Origin of the sequence: Pantoea sp. Cy-639, assembly GCF_011752525.1 — a bacterium.
In the GTDB taxonomy this organism is placed as follows: Bacteria; Pseudomonadota; Gammaproteobacteria; order Pseudomonadales; family Pseudomonadaceae; genus Aquipseudomonas.
Window position 1 is genome coordinate 1 of record NZ_VWXI01000001.1, and the last position, 22,156, is coordinate 22,156.

Below are 22,156 nucleotides of genomic sequence, written 5' to 3' on the forward strand. Positions count from 1 at the left end.
GCTCGGGCCACTGATCCGCACCCTCGAGGACCTGGCCAAGGTCGTGCCCCAGCGCCTGCAGGCCCTGGGCAGCGCGGGTATGGAAAACAGCATCGCCTGGCTGCTGACCCGCCTGCTCGAGACCGTGCTCAGGCACCCGCGCCGCGCCGCCGTGGCCACCAACATCCGCGTCGGCGCCACCCAGCAGGCCCGGCATGTCCACGCGGAAGGACCGACCGAGGTGGTCAGCCGCCAGGTACGTCCGCGCAAGGCGCCCAAGCCGCAGAAGAACGGCCCGTGCGCCTGCACCGGCTTCAGCATCGGCCATGCGCTCGGCGACGAGACGCTGGCCCATCAGGATTTCGCGCTGTCCGGGCCGTTCCCGGTCAACTGGACGCGGGTGTACAACTCGCGGCTGGCCAAGCTGGATGACGGCAGCCTCGGCGCCCGCTGGATCACCGAGTTCACCACCTGCATCGATGTCGTGGAAAAAGGCGTGGTGCTCCACGACAGCGACGGCCGCAGCCACGACTACCCGCTGCCCAAGGTCGGCAAGCCGCACTACGACCCGATCGAGTACCTCAGCCTGGTACGCACCGCCGAGCAGCAACTGGTGTTGCTGCGTGGCCTGGACCGCCGCGAAACCTATGCCCGCCAGGGCGACCGCTTCTACCTGACGCATATCCAGCTGCGCAGTGGCGCCGGGGCAATGCTGCACTACGAGCACCAATTCAACGGTCGCCCGGTGCTGTCGGACATCAACACCTATTCCGACAACGACCCCGAAAAACTCCACCTGCAACTGGGCACCTTGCTCGACGACCATGGGCATATCCAGGGCCTGTGGCAGGTGGTCGATGGCACGCCGCTGCGGCAGCTGTGCGGTTACCACTACGACAGCCACGGCGACCTGATCGCCGCCCAGGACGAGCACGGCGCCGCCTGGCGTTATGCCTACCAGCATCACCTGGTCACCCGCTACACCGACCGCACCGACCGTGGCATCAACCTGCGCTGGGACGGTAGCGGCCCGCACGCCAAAGCCATCCACGAATGGGCCGACGACGGCAGCTTCGAGACCCGCCTGGCCTGGGACCCGAACATCCGCCTGACCTACGTCACCGACGCCCACGGCCAGGAAACCTGGCACTACTACGACGCCCTGGGCTACACCTACCGCCTGATCCACCCCGACGGCCGCGAGGAGTGGCTGTTCCGCGATGAACGCCAGAACGTCATCCGCCACGTCCACCCCGACGGCAGCCAGGACCGCTACACCTACGATGAACGCAGCAACCTGCGGCAGCACATCCGTGCCGACCACAGCACGGTGCATTACGCCTACGACGATCACGACCAGCCGATCAAGCTGCGCGATGCCGAGGGGGGCTTGTGGCTACGCGACTATGACGAGCGCGGCAACCTGGTCGAGAGCGTCGATCCGTTGGGGAACAAGACCGAGTTCGCCTACACCCCAGCCGGGCTGGTCAAGGCGATCAAGGACGCGCTGGGCAACGAGAAGACACTCGCCTACAACGACGCCGGGCAGTTGCTCGAATACACCGACTGTTCCGGCAAGACCAGCAGTTGGGTGTACAACGCCTTCGGCCAACTGACCAAATTCGCCGACGCGGCGGGTAACACGACCGCCTATGAGTACCAGGCCGGTCAGCTGGCCAAGGTCACCCACCCGGACAAGACCGAGGAACGCTTCAACTACGATGCCGAAGGTCGCCTGCTGGCGCATGTCGATGCGCTTGATCGCTGTACCACCTGGACCTATACCGCCGCTGGCATGCTCGCCGAACGCATCGACGCCAACGAGCACACCCTGCGCTACCGCTGGGACAAGCTCGGCCGCTTGATCGGACTGGAAAACGAAAACACCAGCAAAGCCACCTTCCTCTACGACCCGGTCGGTCGGCTACTGCAAGAAACCGGTTTCGATGGCCTGGTCACCCGTTACCAGTACGACCCGTACAGCGGTCGGTTGGCGAGCACCCAGGTTGGCCAACGCCGGATCGAGCTGACCTTCGACCCGATGGGCCGCTTGAGTGAGCGCACGGCCCGCCTGGGCAACCAGAGCCAGAGCGAAACCTTCGCCTACGACGGCAACGGCCAGTTGATCCAGGCGGTCAACGCCGCCAGCAAGCTGCAATGGTTCTTTGACGACGCTGGCAACCTGACCCGCGAGCACCAGCATTACCTGGCCACCGGCACGCCGATGGTCGCGGTATGGCAGCACGAGTACGACGCGCTCAACCAGCGCACCGCCACCATCCGCCCGGACGGCCACAAGGTCAGCTGGTTGACCTATGGCAGTGGCCACCTGCTCGGCATGACCCTCGACCAACACGAGATGCTGGCCTACGAGCGAGATGACCTGCACCGCGAAATCGTGCGCCATCAGGGCAATCAGCTGATGCAGACCCAGGCCTGGGACCCGACCGGGCGTTTGCAGGAGCAGTTGTTGGGCAGCCATGACAGCCAGTCCACGCTGCTCAAGCGTCAGTACCGTTATGACGCGGCGGGGCAGCTGACCAACATCCACGACAGCCGTCGCGGGGCGCTGGAGTACCAGTACGATCCGGTGGGCCACCTGCTCAAGGCCACCAGCCGCCTCGGCGTGGAAACCTTCGCCTTCGACCCGGCTGGTAACCTGCTCGATCAGAAGACCCAGGAGCTGAACCGACCGCTGGAAGCCGATCCGCGCCGCAACAAGTTGATGGACAACCTGCTGCGCGAGTACGCGGGTACTCATTACCGCTACGACGAACGCGGCAATTTGATCCACCGCCTGCACAACGGTGCCCACGCGCACTTCACCTGGGACCTGTTCGACCGGCTGGCCAGCTACAACGACGATAAGCTCAAGGTCGACTACAGCTACGACGCCCTGGGCCGACGCCTACACAAGCATTCGGTAGCGCACTTCTGGGACCGCCCCGAAGCGGGCACTGGCTGGAACCAACTGCAACGGGCCAAGCGGCAACGCGAACTCGGCTGCGGCTTCACCCTGTTTGGTTGGGACGGCGACACCCTGGCCTGGGAGAGTTCACCTCCGCGTGACGATAGTGATACCGGTCGCACCGTGCACTACCTGTATGAACCGGGCAGCTTCGTGCCGGTTGCCCAGGCCCTGCGCAAAAGTCCGATCCGGCTGCACAAGCAACCAGACTGGAGCCAGCGCGAGTACGACTTCGATCAGGACCCGTTGTGGCACACCGAGGTGAAACCACAGGCATTCGAGGCGATTGCCTGGTACCACTGCGACCACCTCGGCACGCCGATGGAATTGACCGATGAGCAGGGCAATGTCGCTTGGGCCGGGCAGTACAAAGCCTGGGGTGAAGCCCGCGAGGAGCGCTCGGCATGGGCCAAACAGCACGGCCTGAACAACCCGATCCGTTTCCAGGGGCAGTACCACGATCATGAGACTGGGCTGCACTACAACCGCCATCGGTACTATAATCCAAAGATCGGAAGTTTCATAAATCAGGACCCAATTAGTTATGCAGGGGGCCTAAATCTCTATTCGTATGCGAAAAACCCTGTAGCTTGGGTAGACCCATTAGGCCTTTGCGCTTGCGCAAAAAAACCTGCGTCTTTCGGGGAAGTTAAAACGGTGCTTGAGTCTGCCCAAGCGCCTTACAAGGGCAGCACGGTAATCGGTCACGGACTATCTAAACATGCCGGTAGAAACCCAGATATCTGGGGTAAAACTACAGGATCAATGGCTACCTGGAACGGTCAGGCTATGAAGCACTTGCGGGAAATTGCACGGGCTCCAGGGGAGTTCAAGCAGATTACAACCGACAAAGGGCTTAACTTCATAGAGAAGCGACTGCCTGATGGTCGCGGTGTCCGGCTGAATATGAACGGAACTTTCAAAGGATTTATTGATTGAGCACTTATGTCTGAGCTCTATGAGATTGTTCTTCAGCAAGTTGCAAAAAGCGACTTGCATGCATTACTGGAGTGCATAGAGATGGGATCTCAAACCCTCTCTGGCTTAGCTGTTTCTGAAAAATTTGGAGGAATCGTTTCGGCGGGAGTCAACAAGAAATTGGTTGATGCGTTTCTTGCCCACGAGGGAGATGCGTGCCTAATGGCGCATTTACATGAGTTTAATGTTTCAAGAAGCATACGCCTTCCTCTAGTTTTCTTGAGAGTCATTAAACATAAAGACGAAGTGGATATTGAACTATCTTTCAATGATACCCCGCCGCTTGACATTGGCCGCATAATGTTTGCCATGCAGAGGTATACCGATGAACTATCAAAGAAATTTCATATAAAGGAGTTCTACGGCGGACTTGAACCTGCAGCGGATATTGATACTAGATATTTTACTGGCAATACTTTAGGGCCTTTGGGCTGAAAGGCTAGGCTCTGTACGAAAAGAGATGTCGCAAACACCGCATGGAGCAAGCCAGCGGGACCATGGCGGCATAACTTTTCGCGAGCTTGTCGAAGCGAGTCACGATCCGGCGGTTCTCTTTCAGCCAGCCAAACATGCGCTCGATGATTCAACGGAAAGGAACTCTGTGATGGCAAGGCGCTACGAACTCACGGACGAGGCCTGGGATGTGGTCTCCGATCTCTTCATCGAAACCCATGGCCGGGGCCGGCCCCGACTAAGCGGCCGATGAGCAAGGCGATACCGCCTGGGCCGGGCAGTACAAGGCGCGGGGCGAAGTCCGTGAGGAGCGCTCGGACTGGGCCAAGCAGCAGGGCCTGGGCAACCCAATTCGCTTCCAGGGTCAATACCACGATCATGAGACGGGGCTGCACTACAATCGGCATCGGTACTACGATCCGGATGCAGGGAGATTTATTAGTCATGATCCAATTAGCTACTCGGGCGGCTTAAATTTCTTTGCCTATGCAATAAACCCAATAGACCGAGTCGACCCCCTGGGTCTTTCGGACTATACACCCGCGCCGAAAATCTTACCCGGATTCCCAGGTGCAGCACATGCAAAGTCAAAAACCCCGGTTAGAGGTGGTGGCGGCTTGAGAAAGCGCTGGAAACTACCTGATGGCTGCCTCTGCGAATGGGATTCACAACATGCAGAAGTGGAGAAGTATAATAAGCGCGGCCAACATCTTGGAGCGTTTGATCCCGAAACAGGTGGCCAGATAAAACCTGCTGACCCAACAAGGAGAGTCGAACCATGAAAAACCTTACAAGATACATCTCGAAATTCAACATGAATGACGAAAAACACATATGCGACATTCATTTTATCACTACTCCAGAGCTAGACTGGCTGCAAAAAACATTCAATATCCCAAGCGACAACCCTATGTATGACGAGTACGAAATAAGCGCAGCGATCGCAAAATCAATCCGCCAGTTCATCGCGGAAGACTTGAATACTGACGAGCACCTTTATTTTTTGTCTGCCTACCGCACTTAAATAACTCCAAAAAATGTGAAAGATATCTGTAAAAAGGCGCCCCTGACAAAGATGGGCTTCATTGGTAGGCCATGGACGAGGAAGGCGTTATCCAACGATTTTGCAACAGTGATGATGAAAAGGTTCACTGGGACGGAGATCCGGTTCAAAACCAAGGAATAAAACCACCTCCAGAGGTTGAGCGGAGATTTGCAGAAATGAAAAAAGATTGCACATGCGGAATAAAGAAAAATGGTTAAACTAAAGGCCAGGATTAACACATTCAAATCCGATGATGGAAGCTCTTACTTTACGCAGTGCTGTTTAATCCTCGGTGATGTAACAGTCGGTGACTATGACCAACTAATGCTCGCCGGCGCTCTAGATGTCGCAATCAAGGACTTATTTAACCGAGCAAAAATTAACAAGCCAATACAATCAACAACCAGCAACCTGAAAGAAAAAATAGAAGAAGCCGAGGCAAATACAAGAAACTCCTACTTACCAATTGGAGTAGAAAGTTTTGACGGCGACTTTGCAGGATTTGTAAGAATTAACAATCACGAGAGCATGGCAATCAAACTTTGGAGGGAAGAAAACCCCTCCCTATTAGATATAAGCGAGTCAAATTATATAAAGTTCATGCATGACCTTAGAGAAACCTTGGCCAAACAATGTAAAGCACTAGGATTGAATCTTGATCGGGACTCAGCATAGGTAGAATTAATAGGGGCGACACCTGCCGACCCGCAGTTTATGTATTGCATGATTGACGAGCCTGAGATTTCAGTACCAAATAGTCAATGGCATGCACACTACAAATGTGGTTCTGGCTACAATCAGGACAGGACCATTCACGACAAAAATAAAGGCGACGTCACCTTCAGCAGGAAAAAATTGAATAGCTAAACAGTCACGACTAAAAATAAGCAAATGAACCTGCTAAAAATATATAAAAAAATCATAGAAAATGAGTCATACAACGACCTCAATGAGTTGCTTTTTAATTTCGAAAATTTCGAAGAGTTTCCAGTTATTTCACGCGACAGCAGGATAAAAAAAATAAAGAAGACCCTAAAGGAAGACAACATATCAGACTTCCTTTTAGGGCTCGCTTTTTTCCTGCTTAACACCTTACATGCGCTCGCTAGGAATAATCAGAAAAAAATCGAGCTAACCGCAATTACGTTTACACAATTTGACGACCGCCACGGCTTGATATTAGTCCCCAGAATTTTCGTATACCCGAGCGATGCCAGCAACACCCTTCGCCAGTGGTTAATAAACAACCAGCCCAAAGAAGACTCCGATGAAATGAACAGAGTCAAAAAAATATTTACATCCTGCGGCCTTGTTGAAAGCTTTATTTTTCTTGAGAGTAGATTCTTCGATAAGGCCTGCAATGAAGAACTAATACGAATATACGCTATTCCGCGACACAGATAATGTGGTTCGAAGCGCTCGACTCGTTCGACACCTCTTGACTTAAGCATTTCCGATCAAGTCAGCACAGGCCATCTGACCCGTGCTGAAATAGCCCTCCGTCCAACTGCCCTCTACAAGCCCGCCATTCCATGAGTCAAATGAGCTTTTCCGATTTCGAGTACGCCGGTAAGCGCAAGAAAAACCGTCGCGAGCGTTCCCTGGCCGAGATGAAACTGGTGGTGCCGTGGAGCGGGTTGATGGCGTTGATCGAGCCTCACTACCCCAAGGCTGGTGGTGGCCGCAAGCCGTATCCATTGGAAACCATGCTGCGCATTCACCTGCTACAGAACTGGTTCTCGTTGAGCGATCCAGCCATGGAAGAGTCGCTGTACGAGATTACTTCGATGCGCCAGTTTGCTCGTCTGACGCTCAGCGCTCCGATCCCCGAAGACACGACGATCATGAACTTCCGGCACCTGCTGGAGAAGCATCAGTTGGCGGCGGGCATTTTGGAAACCATCAACAATTACCTGCAAGACAAGGGCCTGTCGTTGCGCCAGGGCACCATCGTCGATGCCACAATCATCCACGCACCCAGTTCGACCAAAAACAAGGAAGGCAAACGCGATCCTGAAATGCACCAGACGAAGAAAGGCAACCAGTACTTCTTCGGCATGAAAGCGCATATCGGAGCCGACGCAGAATCGGGCTTGGTACATCATGTCCATGGCACCGCCGCCAACGTGGCTGATGTGACGGAAGTTACCCATCTGTTGCACGGTGGCGAGAACGTTGTCTGTGCTGATGCCGGTTACACCGGCGTAGAGAAACGGCCTGAGCACGACGGTCGGCAAGTGATCTGGCAGATCGCTGCGCGACGCAGCACCTACAAGCATTTGAGCAAACGCAGTGCGCTGTACAAGGCCAGGCGCAAGATCGAGAAGGCCAAAGCCCAGGTACGTGCGAAGGTCGAACATCCGTTTCGGGTGATCAAGCGTCAGTTCGGTTATGTGAAGACCCGCTTCCGCGGCCTGGCCAAGAATACGGCGCAATTGACCACACTGTTCGCGCTATCGAATCTGTGGATGGTGCGCCGGCAATTATTGCCTGCTGCGGGAGAGATGCGCCCATGAGGGCAGAAAACCAAGGCTATGCCTTGGTTTTCCAATAATCAGCGGCTGAAAATCGGGATTTTCGGCATCTCCAAGCCGTCCATTTCCGGCTGGTGGGTAACTTGTTCGGAGAATCCCTCAAGCGACAGGCTGCTGTATAAAAATAAACCAGCAAAGAGGTTGTAACTGCATAGTTCAAGTTTGAATATTTGGTAGACCGTTTTTCGTTTAGATAATTTTCGAGCTACTGGCCAGTTAGAACGACACCCCACCAAAGTGACAGCAGCTACGACGCCCTTGGCCTGCGCCTGCACAAGCATTCGGTAGCGCACTTCTGGGACCGCCCCGATGCAGGGACCGGCAGGAACCAACTGCAACGGGTCAAGCGTCAACGTGAACTTGGTTGTGGCTTCACCCTGTTCGGCTGGGATGGCGACTGAAGATTGTAGTGGTCAACCAATCCCTTCCACAGCATCACTGCGGCCACCCCAGCCGAACCATCCACCCCTGTTGCCTGAGCGGATCGGCAAACCCCACGTCTATCGTCCCCCCGGTACGTTGAACAATGTTCCGCACGATGGACAGCCCAAGCCCGGCCCCCTCCTGCCCGTTCTCCTGCCCGCGATAGAATGGATCGAACACGCGCTCCCACTCCTGCGGGGCGATCCCCGGCCCATTGTCCCGAACGCTCAGGTGCGCCACACCGGCAGTCGCGCCGGTCTGCACCAGCACAACCCCACCCTCCGGGGCATGGCGAATGGCATTCTCGACAAGGTTCTTGATCACCGCGCGCAAGTCGACTTCGCGAATGAGCAGCTCCATGTCCGCGCCCTCGACGCCGATGTCGAGCTGCTTCTGCTCCACCAGCGGCATCAGGTCTTCCAGCACCAACCGACACATCCCATGCACCGAGACCGTGCCGGTGGGCGGCGCGCCAAGCTGGGCACCGGCCAGTGCCAGCAGTTGCTCGACCAGCTTGCGGCTCCGGCTGATCCCACGGCGCAATTGCAGCCATTGCGCCTGGGCACGGACAGACAGCGCTTCGGACTCAAACCCCTCAGCCTGCAGGGACAACGCCGTCAAGGGCGTACGCAGTTCATGGGCCGCGTCGGCGACAAAGCGCTTCTGCCCCTCGAGTGTGCGGGCGACACGCTCGAGCAGGCGATTGATGGCATGCACGAAGGGGCGGATTTCGCTGGCCAACGCCTGGTCGTCGATCGGGCGCAGGTCCTGGTCTTCTCGACTGTCGAGCATGGCAGCCAGCAACGCAACGGGCCTGAACAACTTGCGGATCAGGTCGGCGACCACCAGCAACAGGATGGGAAACAGGATGGCGAACGGCAACAACGCGCGCCAGGCGCTGCTGCGGGCTTCGCGGTTGCGGCTGTCGATTTCCTGGGCGACGACGAAGCGCGTCCCGGCTGCATCCTGCTCCACCAGGACACGGAACGGCTCGTTCCCCACCACCACGGTCGACAGGCCATCGCTGACCGACGCCGGAATCGGCAGCGGCAGCTGGCTGTCATCGCCATGGCTGGCCTGGGCACCGTCGGCCAGGCGCTGGATGACGATCCGGGTCTCTTCGTCATCACCCGCGGCGGTGGCCTGGCTGGCCCCATAGTGGAAGGTGATGCCCTGTCGCATGTACAACGCCGCGACCTGCCGCAAGCTGCGGTCCTGGAGCTCCAGTGCTTCATCGTAGGCCGAGACATAGCTGAACACCCCCGCCAGGGTCGCAACCAGCAGAATCGCAAGCGACAACGCCAATGACAGACGCAGTTGCAGCGAGTGCTTCAGGAACCTTTGGCGACCATCCATCCCAGCCCCCTGACATTGCGGATCACGTCCTTGCCCAGCTTGCGCCGCACGGCGTGGATGAGAAACTCCACGGCATTGCTCTCGACTTCGTTGCCCCAGCCGTAGAGCCTGTCCTCGAGTTCGGCCCGCGACAGGATCGCCCCGGGCCGCACCAGCAAGGCCTGCAACAAGGCGAACTCGCGACTGGAAAGCTGCACGGCCTGCTGATCGATGAGGCGCGCACATTTCGAGACCGGGTCCAGGGTGACGATGCCGTTGCCGAGTTCGGGCGCGGCGCGTCCACCCTTGCGGCGCATGACGGCACGCATCCTGGCCAAAAGCTCGGCCATCTCGAAGGGTTTTTGCAAGAAATCATCGGCGCCACCGTCCAGCCCCCGCAGGCGGTCATCCAGCCCAGGCCGGGCGGTGATGATGAGCAGCGGCACAGGGTTATCGGCCGCGCGCAGGCGTTGCAACAGTTGCAGGCCGTCCTGTCCGGGCAGGCCAAGGTCGAGCAGGACCTGGTCATACTCCTGGCCGCGCAGCGCCGACTCGGCCGCCAGGCCGTCGGCCACCCAGTCGACGGCGTAGCCGGCAGATATCAGCGACGCCTGCAGCGCTTGCGCGATCATGGCGTCATCCTCGACCAACAGTACTCGCATTGCTTGTTCCTGAACGAGAGTGGACGCAGGGAACGATAGCCCGCGCGGCGCTGGCGCGAAAGCCCGTCGTTCCCTGCCCGGCTCAGCCCTGGCGCGGGCCCTGCAAGGTATCGAACACGCCCAGCAGGGCCTGCATCGCGGCCTTGCAATCGGCCTGCTGCGGCTGGCTGGCACGCAGCGCATCGAGGGCGTGGTCGATGGCCTTGTCCAACAGGTGCCAATCACTGGCGGCGCGCGGCTTGATGCCTGCCTCCGCATCGTCCCAGGTTTTCTCCAGGTCCTTGATGCGAGCCTTGGCGCCTGGCAGGTCCTGGGCGTCGACCTTGGTCGCGACATCCTGGGCGATGGTCCGGAAGGCACTCAGGTCGCCCAGCTTGCTGGGGGCGTGGAGCGCGGAGCCGGACGCCTGCGGCTCGTCCGTCTTGGAGCAGCCTTGGGTGGCGCCAAGCACAGCCGCCAGGCCAGTGAGCGCCAGGACACACAACAGTTTGCGATTCGACATATGGGTATACCTCGTATTCAAGGGGCAAGTCGCTTGGACTGGACGGCACCGATCTGGGCAATGCCGACCAGCAGGAAAATGACGCAGAGGAAGATCGCGCTGGTCCAGGTGGCGCCCATTCCGAGCCCGCCGTAGTCGCGCGATTGCGTGAGCAGGTCGCCCAGCGACGCGCCAAGCGGACGGGTCAGGATGTAGGCGATCCAGAAGATCAGCACGCTGTTGCCCCCCAGCCGCCAGGCCACCAGGCAACCGGCGAGCAGCACGCCGAAGATCACCGTGCCGATGCCGAAGCCAAGCCCCAGCGCCTCGGTGGCCAGGTCGCCACCGGCGGTGCCGAGGGCGAAGGTGCACAACACGGTGGTCCAGTAGAACAGCTCGCGGCGCGGGGTCACGATCTGGCGGATCGACAGGTTGCGCTCCAGGGCATACCAGGCCACGAAATTGATGATCAGCAGCAACGAGAAGCACGCTGTGCTGGTATACAGGCTGATGTCCAGGACATCGGTAAGAATGTCGGTGATCTGGGTGCCGAGGATGCTCACCAGGACCACGCTCAGCCAGTAGATCCAGGGCTCGCAGTCGCGCCGGCGCATCTGCAGGGTCAGCGCGCCGCCCAGCAGCAGGGCCATCACCACGCTGGTGATGCCCAGGCCCCAACCGACATCCACCGCCAGGAAATCGGCAAAGGTCTCGCCGACGGTCGTGGACATGATCTTGATGATCCAGAAGGACAGCGTCACCTCCGGGACCTTGTTGAGCCAGCGGGTGCTGGAAGTGTTCATCGTGCTCGCCTCCTCGTGGTCGCAGTACGTGGGGCGACGATACGCAGACAAACTTAGGTGAGCCTGAGCCCTGCACGCGGATGTCCGAGGCGCTTTCCATCGATCCGGCTGATGATGACTATCGAAGGGCCCGGCTGTCGGACGAGCCGAGGCGCCCCCTATAATCGCCGCCAAACCACCTCCTCCCCCCTCGCCTGCCACAGGCGACATCCGTCTTGGAACCCCACGCCATGCCAACCCCCAGCCAGGCCCCTCGCGGCCGCCCCGAACACAACCAGCAAAGCGTCGTCCAGCAATGGCTGGCGATCCTCTCGGTGGCCGTGGGCGCCTTCGCCCTGGTCACCAGCGAGTTCCTCCCGGTGGGCGTGCTCAACGATGTCGCCAGCGACCTGGGTATCAGCGCCGGTCACGCCGGCCTGATGGTCACCCTGCCCGGGATCATGGCCGCCCTCGCCGCGCCGCTGCTGTCCGTGGGCATCGGCGCCCTGGACCGGCGCTACCTGTTGACCGGCCTGACCCTGATCATGATCGTCGCCAACCTGGTCGTGGCCTATGCCAGCGATTTCAGCCTGCTGCTGTTCGGCCGGGTACTGCTCGGCATCAGCATCGGCGGTTTCTGGGCCACCGCCATCGCCCTCAGCGGGCGCCTGGCGCCCAAGGGCGTGAGCGTGGCCCAGGCCACCTCGATCATCATGGTCGGGGTGACCCTGGCCACCGTGCTGGGCGTGCCCGTGGGCACCTGGCTGAGCGGACTGATGGGCTGGCGCACGACCTTCCTGGTCACAGCCCTGCTGGGCGTGCCCGTGCTGCTGGCCCAGGTGTTCTTGTTGCCGCGGCTGACCCCGGACAAGGCCATTCGCATCAGCGACCTGCCGGCGCTGTTCATCAACCCGAAGGCCCGGGTCGGCCTGATCGCGGTGCTGCTGATCGGCCTGGCGCACTTTGCCGCCTACACCTACGTCGCGCCGTTCTTCAAGCACAATGCCAGCTTCGACGGACCGACCATCGGCTCGTTGCTACTGCTGTATGGCGTGGCTGGGGTCGTGGGCAACCTCTTCGCCGGGTTCGCCGCCAACCAGAGTGTGCGTCACACCCTGATGCTGGTGGCGCTGATGATCGGCGCCGGCACGGCGTTGTTCCCCTACTTCGCCACCGACCTGACTGGCGCCGCGATGCTGATCGCGCTGTGGGGCTTCGCCTTCGGCGCCTTCCCGGCCTGCTCGAGCATCTGGATGTTCGTGGTGGCGCCCAAGGATGTCGAACGGGGCATGCCACTGTTCGTCGCCATGTTCCAGGTGATCATCGCCCTGGGCTCGTTCTTCGGCGGGCAGATCGTCGACCAGATGGGCAGCGCAGTGCTGTTCAGCCTGGCCACGGCGCTGGTGGGCTGTGGCTTTGTCACGGTGCTGGTGCTGGGGCGCAACGTCAGCAACAGCCTGGCGGCGCAACCTTCCTGATGCGCTGCCGCAAACAGTGACGGCATTGCGCCTTCACTGCCGTTACCCTGACACCGGCTACCGGGCCTCTCGCAGGCCCGGACCACCTCCCCAGATGTTTTCCGTGCGTAGAATTTTCGCCGGCCTGTCGCTTGCCATGGCCATCCTGCAACGTGGCGTCCAGGTGGTGAAAAGCGAAGGGATGATGAAGCCGCCGGCACCGCCAACGGCAATCTTCGTACCGATCGTGCTGCCGCGCTGAGATCCGACGCGGGGCGGGCCTGCCACCAGGTCCCGCCCACGCTCATGCCCCTTCTAGGTCGATCTCCCCTTCGATCCACTCGACGAACGCCCGCACCTGAGGGCGCTGCAGGCTCTGCTTGCGGGCCACCAGGTAGTAGGCGAAACGCGACGGCCAGGCCCAGTCCCCCGCCGTCACCAGGCGCCCGCTGCGCAGGTCGTCTTCTGCCAGTTGCGACTCGACCAGGGCGATGCCCTGGCCGCCGAGTGCCGCGCGCAGCAGCAGCAGGTCTTCGTCGAAGCTCGGCCCCCGGCGGCTGCGGCCATCGGGCTCGGCGCCATGGGCCTGCAACCACAACGTCCAGTCGGCACGGTCGGCATCCTGCAACAGCGGGTAATCCAGGCAATCGGCCGGCTGGCGCAGCGCTGGGCCGCTCGCGAGCAGCCCGGGGCTGGCCACCGGCAGCAGGACCGGTGCCAGCAACGCTATCGACTCGAGCCCGGGATAATCGCCCAGGCCATGACGCAGGGCGATATCGACCGGTTCACGGTGCAGGTCGACCAGCTCCGCCGTCGCCTGTACCCGCACCTCGATACCTGGATGCAACGCGCTGAAGCGCGCCAGCCGTGGCACCAGCCAGCTGGAAGCGAACGAGGGCTGGGTGCTCAGGGTCAAGGTGCTGGCGCGGGTCAGGGTTTCAAGGTCGAGCAGCGCGCTTTCGATATGGCCAAAGCCACGCGAGAGGCCGGGATACAGGCTCGCGCCCGCCTCGGTGAGCTGCACGCCATGTCGGCCACGGGTCAACAGGACCACACCCAGGCGATCCTCCAACTGGCGAATCTGCTGACTGGTAGCCCCCGGTGTGACGCCCATGCGCTCGGCAGCGGCTTTCAGACTGCCCAGCCGGGCGGTTTCACAAAAGGCCCGCAGGGCCAGCAATGGAAGGACCGCGCCCATTCAAACCTCACTTTAGAAAAACTGATGTAAACGACTGAAACGATCGTTAGTTAATGGCCAATCTGGCGAATAGCATAGCGTTCAAGACAAGCAGCCTGAATCAGTTTTTCTAAGGCTGTCTGTGTCCAGGCGGATAACCCGCCGCCCCTCGCCCTTCAAGGAACCCGCATGGACACCCTCACCCCCCAAGGCGCCAGCGCCGATGCCTTCGCCCAGCATCCCGGCTACCGCCGCCTGTTCGCGCCAGACCAACTGACCCTGGGCATCTTCCTGCCGCTGCGTTTCTACGAGGGCGACATGCAAGTGCTCGCCCATCAGGCACAACTGGTCGGCGAGCTCGATCGCCTGGGCTTCGCCGCGACCTGGGTGCGCGACGTGCCGCTGTTCGACCCGGCCTTCGGCGATGCCGGCCAGGTGTTCGACCCGTTCGCCTACCTGGCCTACCTCGCCGCCCACACGCGCAACATCACCCTGGCCACCGGCAGTGCGATCTTCACCTTGCGCCACCCCATAGACCTGGCCAAGGCCGCCACCACCCTCGACTGTTTGTCCGGTGGCCGGCTGGTGCTGGGTATCGCCTCGGGCGACCGCCCCGTGGAATTCCCGGCCTACGGCCTGGAACCTGACAGCCGCGGCGAGCGCTTCGCCCAGAGCGTGGAATATTTCCGCCGGCTACTGGCCGAGCGACCGACACCGATCCAGTCGCCCCTGGGGCAGCTCAGCGATGCCCTGCTGCTGCCCAGGCCCGTCAGCCGGCGCATCCCCCTGCTGGTGACCGGTGCCTCGCGCCAGTCGCTGCAATGGCTGGGCGAACAGGCCGACGGCTGGCTCACCTACCCAGAGGCCACGCACAACATCCTCGGGCCGCGTCGCCTGGCCGAGAAGATTCGCGCCTGGCGCGCCTTGATTCCTGGCGGCGGCTTCCGCCCGCATGTGACCAACGAATGGATCGACCTGGATGACGACCCGGACTTCCCGCGTACGCCACAGCGTGGCGGCTATGTATTGCGTACGGGACGCAACGGGCTGATCGACCTGCTGGGCGAGTGGCGCGAGGCTGGCGTCAACCATGCGGCACTGGGCCTGCAGATGGCCCGTCGCCCGCCGCAGGCAATCATCCAGGAACTGGCCGAACACGTGTTGCCGTTGTTCCCGAGCCTGGCAGGGCCTGAGCCGCATGCGCAGTCGTGGTAGACAAGCCCCGGTTGCTAGAGGGGCGCGTCGGACAGCGCAGGCTGGATCTGCCCCAGCCAATACGCCACATCCACCTCGTCGATCTGCTCCGGGCGCAGGAAGCGCTCGGCATATTGCTGGTAGACCCCGCTACTCAGGAACAGGCTCAACAGTTCGGCATCGATATGGTTGTCGCGGGCCATGAACACCAGGATCTTCACCGACTCCGACAGCGTCTTCGGCGGCTTGTACGGCCGGTCGGCGGCGGTCAGCGCCTCGAAGATGTCGGCAATCGCCATCACCCGCTCGGCCACCCCCAGTTGCGCCCGAGCCAAGCGCCGCGGATAGCCGCTGCCATCCATCTTCTCGTGGTGGTTGCCGGCGATGTCGGGCACCCGGCGCAACTGCCGGGGGAACGGCAGCGCGCTGAGCATGATGATGGTCTGCACGATGTGCTCGTTGATCTTGAAGCGCTCTTCGTCGTTGAGCGTGCCGCGGCGGATCGACAGGTTGTACAGCTCGCCCTGGTCGCTGGCGTGGGCCGGCAGGCGCATGTCGAAACCCCAGACGTTGCGCGGGTCGCCCTTCACCACGGGCGGCTTGCGCTCGCCCCAAGGCACGCGGTGTTCGGGGCGATCGGCCAGCAACGGCTCCTGCACCGGCAGGGCCGGTGGCGCGGTACCGGCGAAACGCGCCGCCTCGTCGCGGGAGATGCCCAGGCGGTTGTCGAAATGGCGCAACCAGCGCCGCTGGCCGATGCGCCTGAGGCGCTCGATGTCCGCCTCCTCCATGAATTCGCCGCCGATATTGGCCCGGGCGACGAAGGCGAACTCATCCTGCAGCTCGGCCCGGCAGCGTACCAGCGTGCGCTGCAGCACCGAGGCCTCGGTGCCGTCGGCCAGGCCTTGCCAATAGGCGAGCTCGGCGTCGCGCCAGAGTACCTCGAAGCGCATGCGCACTTCATGGATGCGGTTGTACAGGGTTTCCAGCTTGGTGGCCTTGTCCACCACGTACTCGGGGCTGGTGACCTTGCCGCAGTCATGCAGCCAGGCCGCGATGCGGAACTCGTAGCGCTCCTCGTCGCTCATGGCGAAGTCGGCGAACGGGCCGCTGTCGGCCTGCACCGCGCGCTCCAGCAGCATCTGCGCCAGTTGCGGCACACGCTCGCAATGGCCGCCGGTATAGGGGCTCTTGGCATCGATAGCATCGGCCAGCAACTTGATGATGGCGTCCAGCAGACGTTGCTGGGCTTCTACCAGCTGACGTGTCTCGATGGCCACGGCAGCCGCCCCGGACAGTTCCTCGACGAAGCGCTGGAACGACGCGCCCATCGCCTCCTGGCCCGGCTCCAGCTCCAGCACCAGCAGCCCCAGCAGTGCCTGGCCGCGGTCGTTGAGCACCACCGCCTGGCAGCGCCCTTGCAGCGCCAGGGCCTCGGTCACGGTCACGGCCAGGTCGTCGCCCTCGCGCATCGCCAGCTCGGCGGGGTATTGCTCGCCTTGGCAGGTCGCGGCCAGGCGCAGGTGCGCGTGCCCATCGTCGAGCAGGTAGACCGCGCCGGCACGGGCACCAGCGGCCGCGACCAAGTGACTGAGCACACCATCGAGCATGCGCTCGAGCTGGGTCTCGCGGCTGAGCGTGAGGGTGATCGCCTGGAAACTGCGGATGGTTCCGGACATGCGGCTGAGCACGCGGCTCAGTTCGCGCACCTCGCTGACCCGCGACAACACCCCGACCTCGCGGCTGAAGTCGAAGTCGGCCAGGCCGCGCACCTGTGCCGCCAGCAGCCTCAGCGGGCGTCCGATACGGCGTCCGAGCAGGCCGCCGAGCACCAGCAGCACCAGCATCAAGGCCGCCGTCCACAGCAATTGCTCGAGCAGCACCTTGCGCGCGCCGGCCAGCAGTTCGTGGGCCGGTACCGCGATCAGCACCTGCAGGTCCTGGCCGGCCAGGGTGGTCAGCGGCACGCGCATGCCATACCAGGTCTGCCCGTCCACCTGGAACGGCAGCGGCCGGGCTCCTTCGAGGCGATCGCCATAGAGGTGCTCGAGGCTCGGAATACCCAGCTCGCCAATGCGTGCCAGGCGCACCTGCTCGCCTTCGTGCACGATGACCCGCTGCAGGTCCGGATAAGCCACCACGCTGCCCTGGTCGTCGACCACAGCGATCTCGGTGCCGGGGGTGATGCGCAGGTCGGCGCTCTCGCTGGCCAGGTCGTTGACCGAGACGTCCATGCCGATCACCGCCGCACCGTCGGCGCTGCGCTGGGCCATGGTCAGGCCGATCTCGCGGGTGGTGAAGAACACGTAGGGGCGGGTCAGCGCGGTGCTGGCCTGGGCACTGGCCTCGGTGAACCAGGGGCGGGTACGCGGATCGTAGCGGTAGTCCGGCCTGGCCTCGGTCTTGAGCAGGGTCAGCCCGTGGCCGTAGAAGCGCCATTCCCCGTGCATCGTACCGTCACCACCACGACTGATGCGCTGCACCAGGAACACCGTGCCGGCCGGCGCGGTGAAACGCTCGAGCAACTGTGGGTCGCGCAAGCGCCGCACCAGCAGGAACTCGCCGTTGGGATAGCCGATATAGGCCGCGCTGAGCATGCGGTTGGCCTCGAGGCTCTCGGCCAGTTGCGGCAAACGTGCCAGGCGTTGTTCCTCTGTGTCGGCGATCGGATCGAAGGCCAGCAGGCGAATGCTGCTCTGCACCGGATCGACCAGGCGCCTGGCACGCTCGTCGATGGTCCGGCCCACCTGCTGGGCCGCGTCACCGGCAGCGGCCACCAGTGTCTGGCGGATCCCCAGGTAGCCCTGCCAGGCCAGGGCGGCGCCGAGCAGCAGCATGCCGAGCATGATGGCCAGGGCCACCAGCCATTGCAGCGAGAGCGTGCGGCCACGGTTGTTCATGGCAGCCGGCCCCACCTTGTCCCGCCTGTACCCCGATTCGCCCACATCCCAGTACTACTCAGCGACACGCAGCCCATTCCAGGTACTCCATGTATGGCGATTCAGACAGTGTAATCAGCCCATGCGATCTTGCCGGGCAGCCACACAGCCGTCAGCCAGGCAGGCCGAATAGTGGCATATTGGCACCACGCACTCCAGTGATCCTGCAGCCCGATGACAAGCTACAGGCTCAATACTCGACCGGGCCCTGGCGATAGCCGATCCAGTCAGCCGCAGCCACCAGCGCCATCGGCTTGAGGCTGCCGTCATCCTGCACCTGCAGGAACAACGAGGCGCCATAGCCCACGTCATAGTCGTCGACATCGACGCCCAACTGGTCCAGCGCACGCTGGATGCACTCGCTGTGGGTCACCGCCACCAGGTTGCGCCCTGGCTCCTTGTGGCTGCGCAACTGCAGCAGCACATCCCCCGTGCAATCCGCCGCCCAGGTCTGTTCATCGCCCTCGTTGCCGAACATTGCCCTGGCCGTCTGCTCGGTGCGCAGCCTGGGGCTGTAGACCACTTCGCTGCCCGCCAGCCCCAGGCTGCGATAGGCTGCCCCCAGGCGCAGGGCCTCCAGGCGGCCCTGCTCGGTGATACCGTCCTTCGCGCCCAGGCAAGGGTTGTCCGAGCGGTCGCAGCGCTCCTCATGGCGCACCAGCACGACCACCTCGCCCCGGGTCCAGGCCGGTTCCAGCACGTCCGGATCCACCTGCAACGACAGCCGACCACAGAACTCGAGCACGCCCCACAGACCCAGGCCGGCCACAATCAGCAGCACAGCCAGCACTTTCCACTTGCGCCCAAGGCCTCGCGCCATCACTACCTGTTCGAATCCCATGCGCGCTCAACTCCCGATTTCAGAGAGCGCGCACGTTAGGAGCGCCGAGGTCAAAGCCTCGTGAAAGATCCGTCACGCCGCCATCAACCACCCAGCTGGCCAGCCACCGGTCACATGAACGAATCTTCATGTTGGCCACAGCCCCGCAGTGGCCGGGGCCACGGCCAGGACCCGTTCAAGGCGCGCCGGGGCTCGCCTTGAGCGGCATGGCCCGCTTGCGTAGCATCGCCGCCCCGGACAAACCACCCGCGCGCCCAGCGCTGAAACAGGGCAGCGGATCAGACCACGAGACAGCATGCCCCAACCCATCCCCCTCAAGGACCACGAAACGGAAAAGAGCCTGGTCAATCGCCGGCTGCTGGCCTGCGCCGTCCTGGTGATGAGCCTGTGCGCGGTGCTGGTGAGCCGGCTCTACGTGCTGCAGGTGCTGCAGCACGACCAGCAGACCGCGGTGTCGGAGAACAACCGCGTGCACGTGCTGCCGATCCCCCCTGAGCGTGGGCTGATCTACGACCGCAACGGCGTGGTGCTGGCCGACAACAAGCCCAGCTTCAACCTGACCATGACCCGTGAGCGCGCCGGCGACTCGGCCAAGGTACTCGACAGCCTGGCGCAGATCCTCGGCCTGTCCGAGGACGACCGCCAGCAGTTCGACAAGGACCTGCGCCGTGGCCGCAAGCCGTTCGAGCCGGTCACCCTGCTGGTCGGCCTGAGCGAGGAACAGATCGCCCTGATCGCCGTCAACCAGTTCCGCCTGCCGGGGCTGGATGTCGAGCCGCAGTTCATCCGTGAATACCCCCTGGCCGGGCACTTCGCCCATTCGGTGGGTTATGTCGGGCGGATCAACGAGAAAGAGGCCAAGACCCTCGACAGCAGCGCCTACCGCGGCACCCAGTCGATCGGCAAGACCGGCATCGAGCGCTTCTACGAGAACGAGCTGCACGGCCAGGTCGGCTACGAGGAAGTCGAGACCAACGCCCAGGGCCGGGTGATGCGGGTGCTGCGCCACCACGACCCGGTACCCGGCAAGGACATCGTGCTGAGCCTCGACGCGCACCTGCAACAGGCCGCCGAGCAGGCCCTGGGCGAGCGCCGCGGCGCGGTGGTGGTACTCGATCCGGCCAACGGCGACGTGCTGGCGATGGTCAGCAACCCCAGCTTCGACCCCAACCTGTTCGTCAAGGGCATCAGCTACAAGCAGTACGCCGCATTGCGCGACTCCATCGACCGGCCGCTGTTCAACCGTGTGCTGCGCGGGCTGTACGCGCCGGGCTCGACAGTCAAGCCGGAGGTCGCCATCGCCGGGCTCGACAGCGGCGTGATCACCCCCGGCAGCCGGGTGTTCGACCCCGGCTACTACGAGCTGCCCAACTACGACCACAAGTACCGCAACTGGAACCGCACGGGCGATGGCTGGGTGGACATGTACACCGCGATCATGCGTTCCAACGACACCTACTTCTACGACCTGGCGCACAAGCTGGGCATCGACCGCCTGCACGACTACATGGCCGAGTTCGGCCTGGGCCAGAAGGTCTCGCTGGACATGTTCGAGGAGGCCCCCGGGTTGATGCCGTCCCAGGCCTGGAAGCGCGCCACCCGGCGCCAGGCCTGGTTCCCCGGCGAGACCTTGATCCTCGGCATCGGCCAGGGCTACATGCAGGTCACCCCGCTGCAGCTGGCCCAGGCCACCAGCCTGCTGGCCAGCAAGGGCGCCTGGCATCGCCCGCACCTGGCGATGAGCATCGGCGGCCAGGCGCCCGTCGACCCCAACCCCATGCCCGACATCGTGCTGCACGACAAGCGCGCCTGGGACCAGGTCAGCCAGGGCATGCAGATGGTCATGCACGATCCGCGCGGCATTGCTCGCGCCGCCGCCGCCGGCGCCCAGTACCGCATCGCCGGCAAGAGCGGCACGGCGCAGGTGGTGGCGATCAAGCAGGGCGAACGCTACAACCGCGACAAGACCCTCGAGCGGCACCGCGACAACGCCCTGTTCGTCGGCTTCGCCCCCGCCGACCACCCAGCGCTGGTGGTGGCGGTGATGATCGAGAACGGCGAGGCCGGCGGCCGGGTGGCCGGGCCGGTGGTGCGCGAGGTGATGGATGCCTATCTGCTCGATGCGCAGGGGCACCTGAAGGCGCAATATGCCGGCACCGGCCAGGCGCGAGACGTGCCGCACAGCTGAGCAACGCCAGGACCGGTCCATGGCCTGGCCCGCAGCGTGCCCGTACACGGGCGCCGCCAATCGGTATATCGTTGCCGCTGCCCTCCCTCACCTTGCAGGCCTTGTTGCTCCATGCTCCCGCCCGACCTGTGCATCCGCCCCGCCATGCCGGCCGACCTGCCGCGCCTGCGCGCGCTGTTCCTGCATGCCCGCCGCAAGACCTTCGACTGGCAGCCAGCGGCGCATTTCCAGTTGGGCGATTTCGACGAACAGACGCTGGGCGAGCAGATCCTGCTGGCCGAGTCCGCCGGGCAGTGCCTGGGTTTCATTTCGGTCTGGACGCCCGATCGCTTCATTCATCACCTTTACATCGACACCGATCATGCCCGCCGCGGCCTGGGCCGGGCACTGCTGGGCGCCCTGCCCGGCTGGCCAACGACCCATTACCAGCTCAAGTGCCTGACCCGCAATCAGAGGGCGCTGGCTTTCTACGCCGCCTGCGGTTTCATCGAGGTGGGCGCCGGACAAGCCGAAGACGGCGACTACCGCCTGCTGCGCTCGTCGGGCTGAAACCAAGACCGCGCAAGCGGCGCAGACACAGCAGGTGTCCTGCCCGTCGAGGTGCCGACCTGGCAACTACACTGATTGCTGGGCCCCCTGGCAATCGCCCGGCCCCCACGATGGAACTCCCGCCGACGGCCAGTGTTCTTAACAACATGCAGTCATTCCCTCGGCTTCATC

Annotated in this window: 20 protein-coding genes and 1 pseudogene; 12 read left to right on the top strand and 9 right to left on the bottom strand. The window is 62.5% G+C overall.

Annotated elements, in window-relative coordinates; genetic code table 11:
• A partial coding sequence (locus F3J43_RS00005; protein ID WP_166882776.1) for a tRNase toxin domain-containing protein occupies nt 1-3,886 on the top strand: 3,886 nt, incomplete at its 5' end.
• 6 nt (nt 3,887-3,892) lie between these two features.
• Nucleotides 3,893-4,360, top strand: a complete 468-nt coding sequence (locus F3J43_RS00010; protein WP_166882777.1) for a Cdi1I family immunity protein — start codon at nt 3,893-3,895, stop codon at nt 4,358-4,360.
• Between the two features lie 4 nt (nt 4,361-4,364).
• Here F3J43_RS00010 and F3J43_RS00015 read toward each other — a convergent pair.
• Nucleotides 4,365-4,508, bottom strand: a pseudogene (locus F3J43_RS00015) (IS5/IS1182 family transposase); the annotation flags it as partial.
• Between the two features lie 208 nt (nt 4,509-4,716).
• On the opposite strand from F3J43_RS00015, the gene F3J43_RS24395 reads away from it, so the two are divergent.
• The 5 genes from F3J43_RS24395 (at nt 4,717) to F3J43_RS00040 (ending at nt 7,939) form a co-directional block, all read left to right on the top strand.
• Complete coding sequence (locus F3J43_RS24395) at nt 4,717-5,160, top strand: colicin E3/pyocin S6 family cytotoxin (RefSeq protein ID WP_502706592.1); 444 nt, start codon at nt 4,717-4,719, stop codon at nt 5,158-5,160.
• Nucleotides 5,157-5,402, top strand: coding sequence for a DUF7683 domain-containing protein (locus F3J43_RS00025; RefSeq protein ID WP_166882778.1), 246 nt, complete (start codon nt 5,157-5,159; stop codon nt 5,400-5,402). The genes F3J43_RS24395 and F3J43_RS00025 overlap by 4 nt, the downstream gene beginning before the upstream one ends.
• Nucleotides 5,403-5,633: 231 nt before the next feature.
• Nucleotides 5,634-6,098, top strand: a complete 465-nt coding sequence (locus tag F3J43_RS00030) for a hypothetical protein (protein WP_166882779.1) — start codon at nt 5,634-5,636, stop codon at nt 6,096-6,098.
• Nucleotides 6,099-6,314: 216 nt separating this feature from the next.
• Nucleotides 6,315-6,827, top strand: coding sequence for an Imm15 family immunity protein (locus tag F3J43_RS00035; protein ID WP_166882780.1), 513 nt, complete (start codon nt 6,315-6,317; stop codon nt 6,825-6,827).
• 128 nt (nt 6,828-6,955) lie between these two features.
• Nucleotides 6,956-7,939, top strand: coding sequence for an IS5 family transposase (locus tag F3J43_RS00040; RefSeq protein ID WP_166882781.1), 984 nt, complete (start codon nt 6,956-6,958; stop codon nt 7,937-7,939).
• A gap of 38 nt (nt 7,940-7,977) precedes the next feature.
• Here the strand turns inward: F3J43_RS00040 and F3J43_RS00045 are convergent, their stop codons facing one another.
• The 5 genes from F3J43_RS00045 to F3J43_RS00065 form a co-directional block, all read right to left on the bottom strand.
• Nucleotides 7,978-8,238: a hypothetical protein gene (locus F3J43_RS00045; protein ID WP_166882782.1), complete on the bottom strand. Its 261-nt coding sequence runs from the start codon at nt 8,236-8,238 to the stop codon at nt 7,978-7,980.
• Between the two features lie 154 nt (nt 8,239-8,392).
• A complete protein-coding gene (locus tag F3J43_RS00050) occupies nt 8,393-9,736 on the bottom strand; it encodes a sensor histidine kinase (RefSeq protein ID WP_166882783.1) in 1,344 nt (447 codons plus the stop codon).
• A complete protein-coding gene (locus F3J43_RS00055; RefSeq protein ID WP_166882784.1) occupies nt 9,712-10,377 on the bottom strand; it encodes a response regulator in 666 nt (221 codons plus the stop codon). Before F3J43_RS00055 ends, F3J43_RS00050 begins: the two co-directional genes overlap by 25 nt.
• An 82-nt stretch (nt 10,378-10,459) precedes the next feature.
• The gene (locus F3J43_RS00060; protein WP_166882785.1) at nt 10,460-10,879 is read right to left on the bottom strand and encodes a hypothetical protein; all 420 of its coding nucleotides are present in this window, start codon (nt 10,877-10,879) and stop codon (nt 10,460-10,462) included.
• A 17-nt stretch (nt 10,880-10,896) separates the two neighbouring features.
• Nucleotides 10,897-11,661, bottom strand: coding sequence for a COG4705 family protein (locus F3J43_RS00065; RefSeq protein WP_166882786.1), 765 nt, complete (start codon nt 11,659-11,661; stop codon nt 10,897-10,899).
• 230 nt (nt 11,662-11,891) lie between these two features.
• Between F3J43_RS00065 and F3J43_RS00070 the strand changes: the two genes are divergently transcribed.
• A complete protein-coding gene (locus F3J43_RS00070) occupies nt 11,892-13,118 on the top strand; it encodes an MFS transporter (RefSeq protein WP_166882787.1) in 1,227 nt (408 codons plus the stop codon).
• A 103-nt stretch (nt 13,119-13,221) separates the two neighbouring features.
• Nucleotides 13,222-13,359 (top strand): hypothetical protein, encoded by a 138-nt coding sequence (locus tag F3J43_RS00075; protein ID WP_166882788.1) that lies wholly within the window; start codon nt 13,222-13,224, stop codon nt 13,357-13,359.
• Nucleotides 13,360-13,401: 42 nt separating this feature from the next.
• Here the strand turns inward: F3J43_RS00075 and F3J43_RS00080 are convergent, their stop codons facing one another.
• The gene (locus F3J43_RS00080; protein ID WP_166882789.1) at nt 13,402-14,295 is read right to left on the bottom strand and encodes a LysR substrate-binding domain-containing protein; all 894 of its coding nucleotides are present in this window, start codon (nt 14,293-14,295) and stop codon (nt 13,402-13,404) included.
• A 168-nt stretch (nt 14,296-14,463) separates the two neighbouring features.
• Between F3J43_RS00080 and F3J43_RS00085 the strand changes: the two genes are divergently transcribed.
• On the top strand, nt 14,464-15,489 hold the full coding sequence (locus F3J43_RS00085; RefSeq protein WP_166882790.1) for an LLM class oxidoreductase: 1,026 nt from the start codon (nt 14,464-14,466) through the stop codon (nt 15,487-15,489).
• Nucleotides 15,490-15,503: 14 nt separating this feature from the next.
• On the opposite strand, the gene F3J43_RS00090 is transcribed toward F3J43_RS00085, so the two are convergent.
• The gene (locus F3J43_RS00090; RefSeq protein ID WP_166882791.1) at nt 15,504-18,368 is read right to left on the bottom strand and encodes an HD domain-containing phosphohydrolase; all 2,865 of its coding nucleotides are present in this window, start codon (nt 18,366-18,368) and stop codon (nt 15,504-15,506) included.
• A gap of 229 nt (nt 18,369-18,597) precedes the next feature.
• Nucleotides 18,598-19,248, bottom strand: coding sequence for a lipopolysaccharide core heptose(II)-phosphate phosphatase PmrG (gene pmrG / locus F3J43_RS00095; RefSeq protein ID WP_166882792.1), 651 nt, complete (start codon nt 19,246-19,248; stop codon nt 18,598-18,600).
• A 295-nt stretch (nt 19,249-19,543) separates the two neighbouring features.
• On the opposite strand from pmrG, the gene mrdA reads away from it, so the two are divergent.
• Nucleotides 19,544-21,436 carry a penicillin-binding protein 2 gene (gene mrdA, locus F3J43_RS00100; protein ID WP_166882793.1) on the top strand — a complete coding sequence of 631 codons (1,893 nt, stop codon included), beginning with the start codon at nt 19,544-19,546 and terminating at the stop codon, nt 21,434-21,436.
• A gap of 111 nt (nt 21,437-21,547) precedes the next feature.
• Nucleotides 21,548-21,985 carry a GNAT family N-acetyltransferase gene (locus F3J43_RS00105; protein WP_166882794.1) on the top strand — a complete coding sequence of 146 codons (438 nt, stop codon included), beginning with the start codon at nt 21,548-21,550 and terminating at the stop codon, nt 21,983-21,985.
• The last annotated feature ends 171 nt before the right edge of the window (nt 21,986-22,156 follow it).

What these genes read in the sequence shown, in the direction of transcription:
- F3J43_RS00035 (WP_166882780.1), top strand. Translation starts at nt 6,315, where the DNA reads ATGAACCTGCTAAAAATATATAAAAAAATCATAGAAAATGAGTCATAC.
- F3J43_RS00070 (WP_166882787.1), top strand. Translation starts at nt 11,892, where the DNA reads ATGCCAACCCCCAGCCAGGCCCCTCGCGGCCGCCCCGAACACAACCAG.
- F3J43_RS00085 (WP_166882790.1), top strand. Translation starts at nt 14,464, where the DNA reads ATGGACACCCTCACCCCCCAAGGCGCCAGCGCCGATGCCTTCGCCCAG.
- F3J43_RS00025 (WP_166882778.1), top strand. Translation starts at nt 5,157, where the DNA reads ATGAAAAACCTTACAAGATACATCTCGAAATTCAACATGAATGACGAA.
- F3J43_RS00010 (WP_166882777.1), top strand. Translation starts at nt 3,893, where the DNA reads ATGTCTGAGCTCTATGAGATTGTTCTTCAGCAAGTTGCAAAAAGCGAC.
- F3J43_RS00065 (WP_166882786.1), bottom strand. Translation starts at nt 11,661, where the DNA reads ATGAACACTTCCAGCACCCGCTGGCTCAACAAGGTCCCGGAGGTGACG.
- F3J43_RS00090 (WP_166882791.1), bottom strand. Translation starts at nt 18,368, where the DNA reads ATGAACAACCGTGGCCGCACGCTCTCGCTGCAATGGCTGGTGGCCCTG.
- F3J43_RS00105 (WP_166882794.1), top strand. Translation starts at nt 21,548, where the DNA reads ATGCTCCCGCCCGACCTGTGCATCCGCCCCGCCATGCCGGCCGACCTG.
- mrdA (WP_166882793.1), top strand. Translation starts at nt 19,544, where the DNA reads ATGCCCCAACCCATCCCCCTCAAGGACCACGAAACGGAAAAGAGCCTG.
- F3J43_RS00030 (WP_166882779.1), top strand. Translation starts at nt 5,634, where the DNA reads ATGGTTAAACTAAAGGCCAGGATTAACACATTCAAATCCGATGATGGA.
- F3J43_RS00055 (WP_166882784.1), bottom strand. Translation starts at nt 10,377, where the DNA reads ATGCGAGTACTGTTGGTCGAGGATGACGCCATGATCGCGCAAGCGCTG.
- F3J43_RS00050 (WP_166882783.1), bottom strand. Translation starts at nt 9,736, where the DNA reads ATGGATGGTCGCCAAAGGTTCCTGAAGCACTCGCTGCAACTGCGTCTG.
- F3J43_RS00080 (WP_166882789.1), bottom strand. Translation starts at nt 14,295, where the DNA reads ATGGGCGCGGTCCTTCCATTGCTGGCCCTGCGGGCCTTTTGTGAAACC.
- pmrG (WP_166882792.1), bottom strand. Translation starts at nt 19,248, where the DNA reads ATGGGATTCGAACAGGTAGTGATGGCGCGAGGCCTTGGGCGCAAGTGG.
- F3J43_RS00040 (WP_166882781.1), top strand. Translation starts at nt 6,956, where the DNA reads ATGAGTCAAATGAGCTTTTCCGATTTCGAGTACGCCGGTAAGCGCAAG.
- F3J43_RS00045 (WP_166882782.1), bottom strand. Translation starts at nt 8,238, where the DNA reads ATGCTTGTGCAGGCGCAGGCCAAGGGCGTCGTAGCTGCTGTCACTTTG.
- F3J43_RS00060 (WP_166882785.1), bottom strand. Translation starts at nt 10,879, where the DNA reads ATGTCGAATCGCAAACTGTTGTGTGTCCTGGCGCTCACTGGCCTGGCG.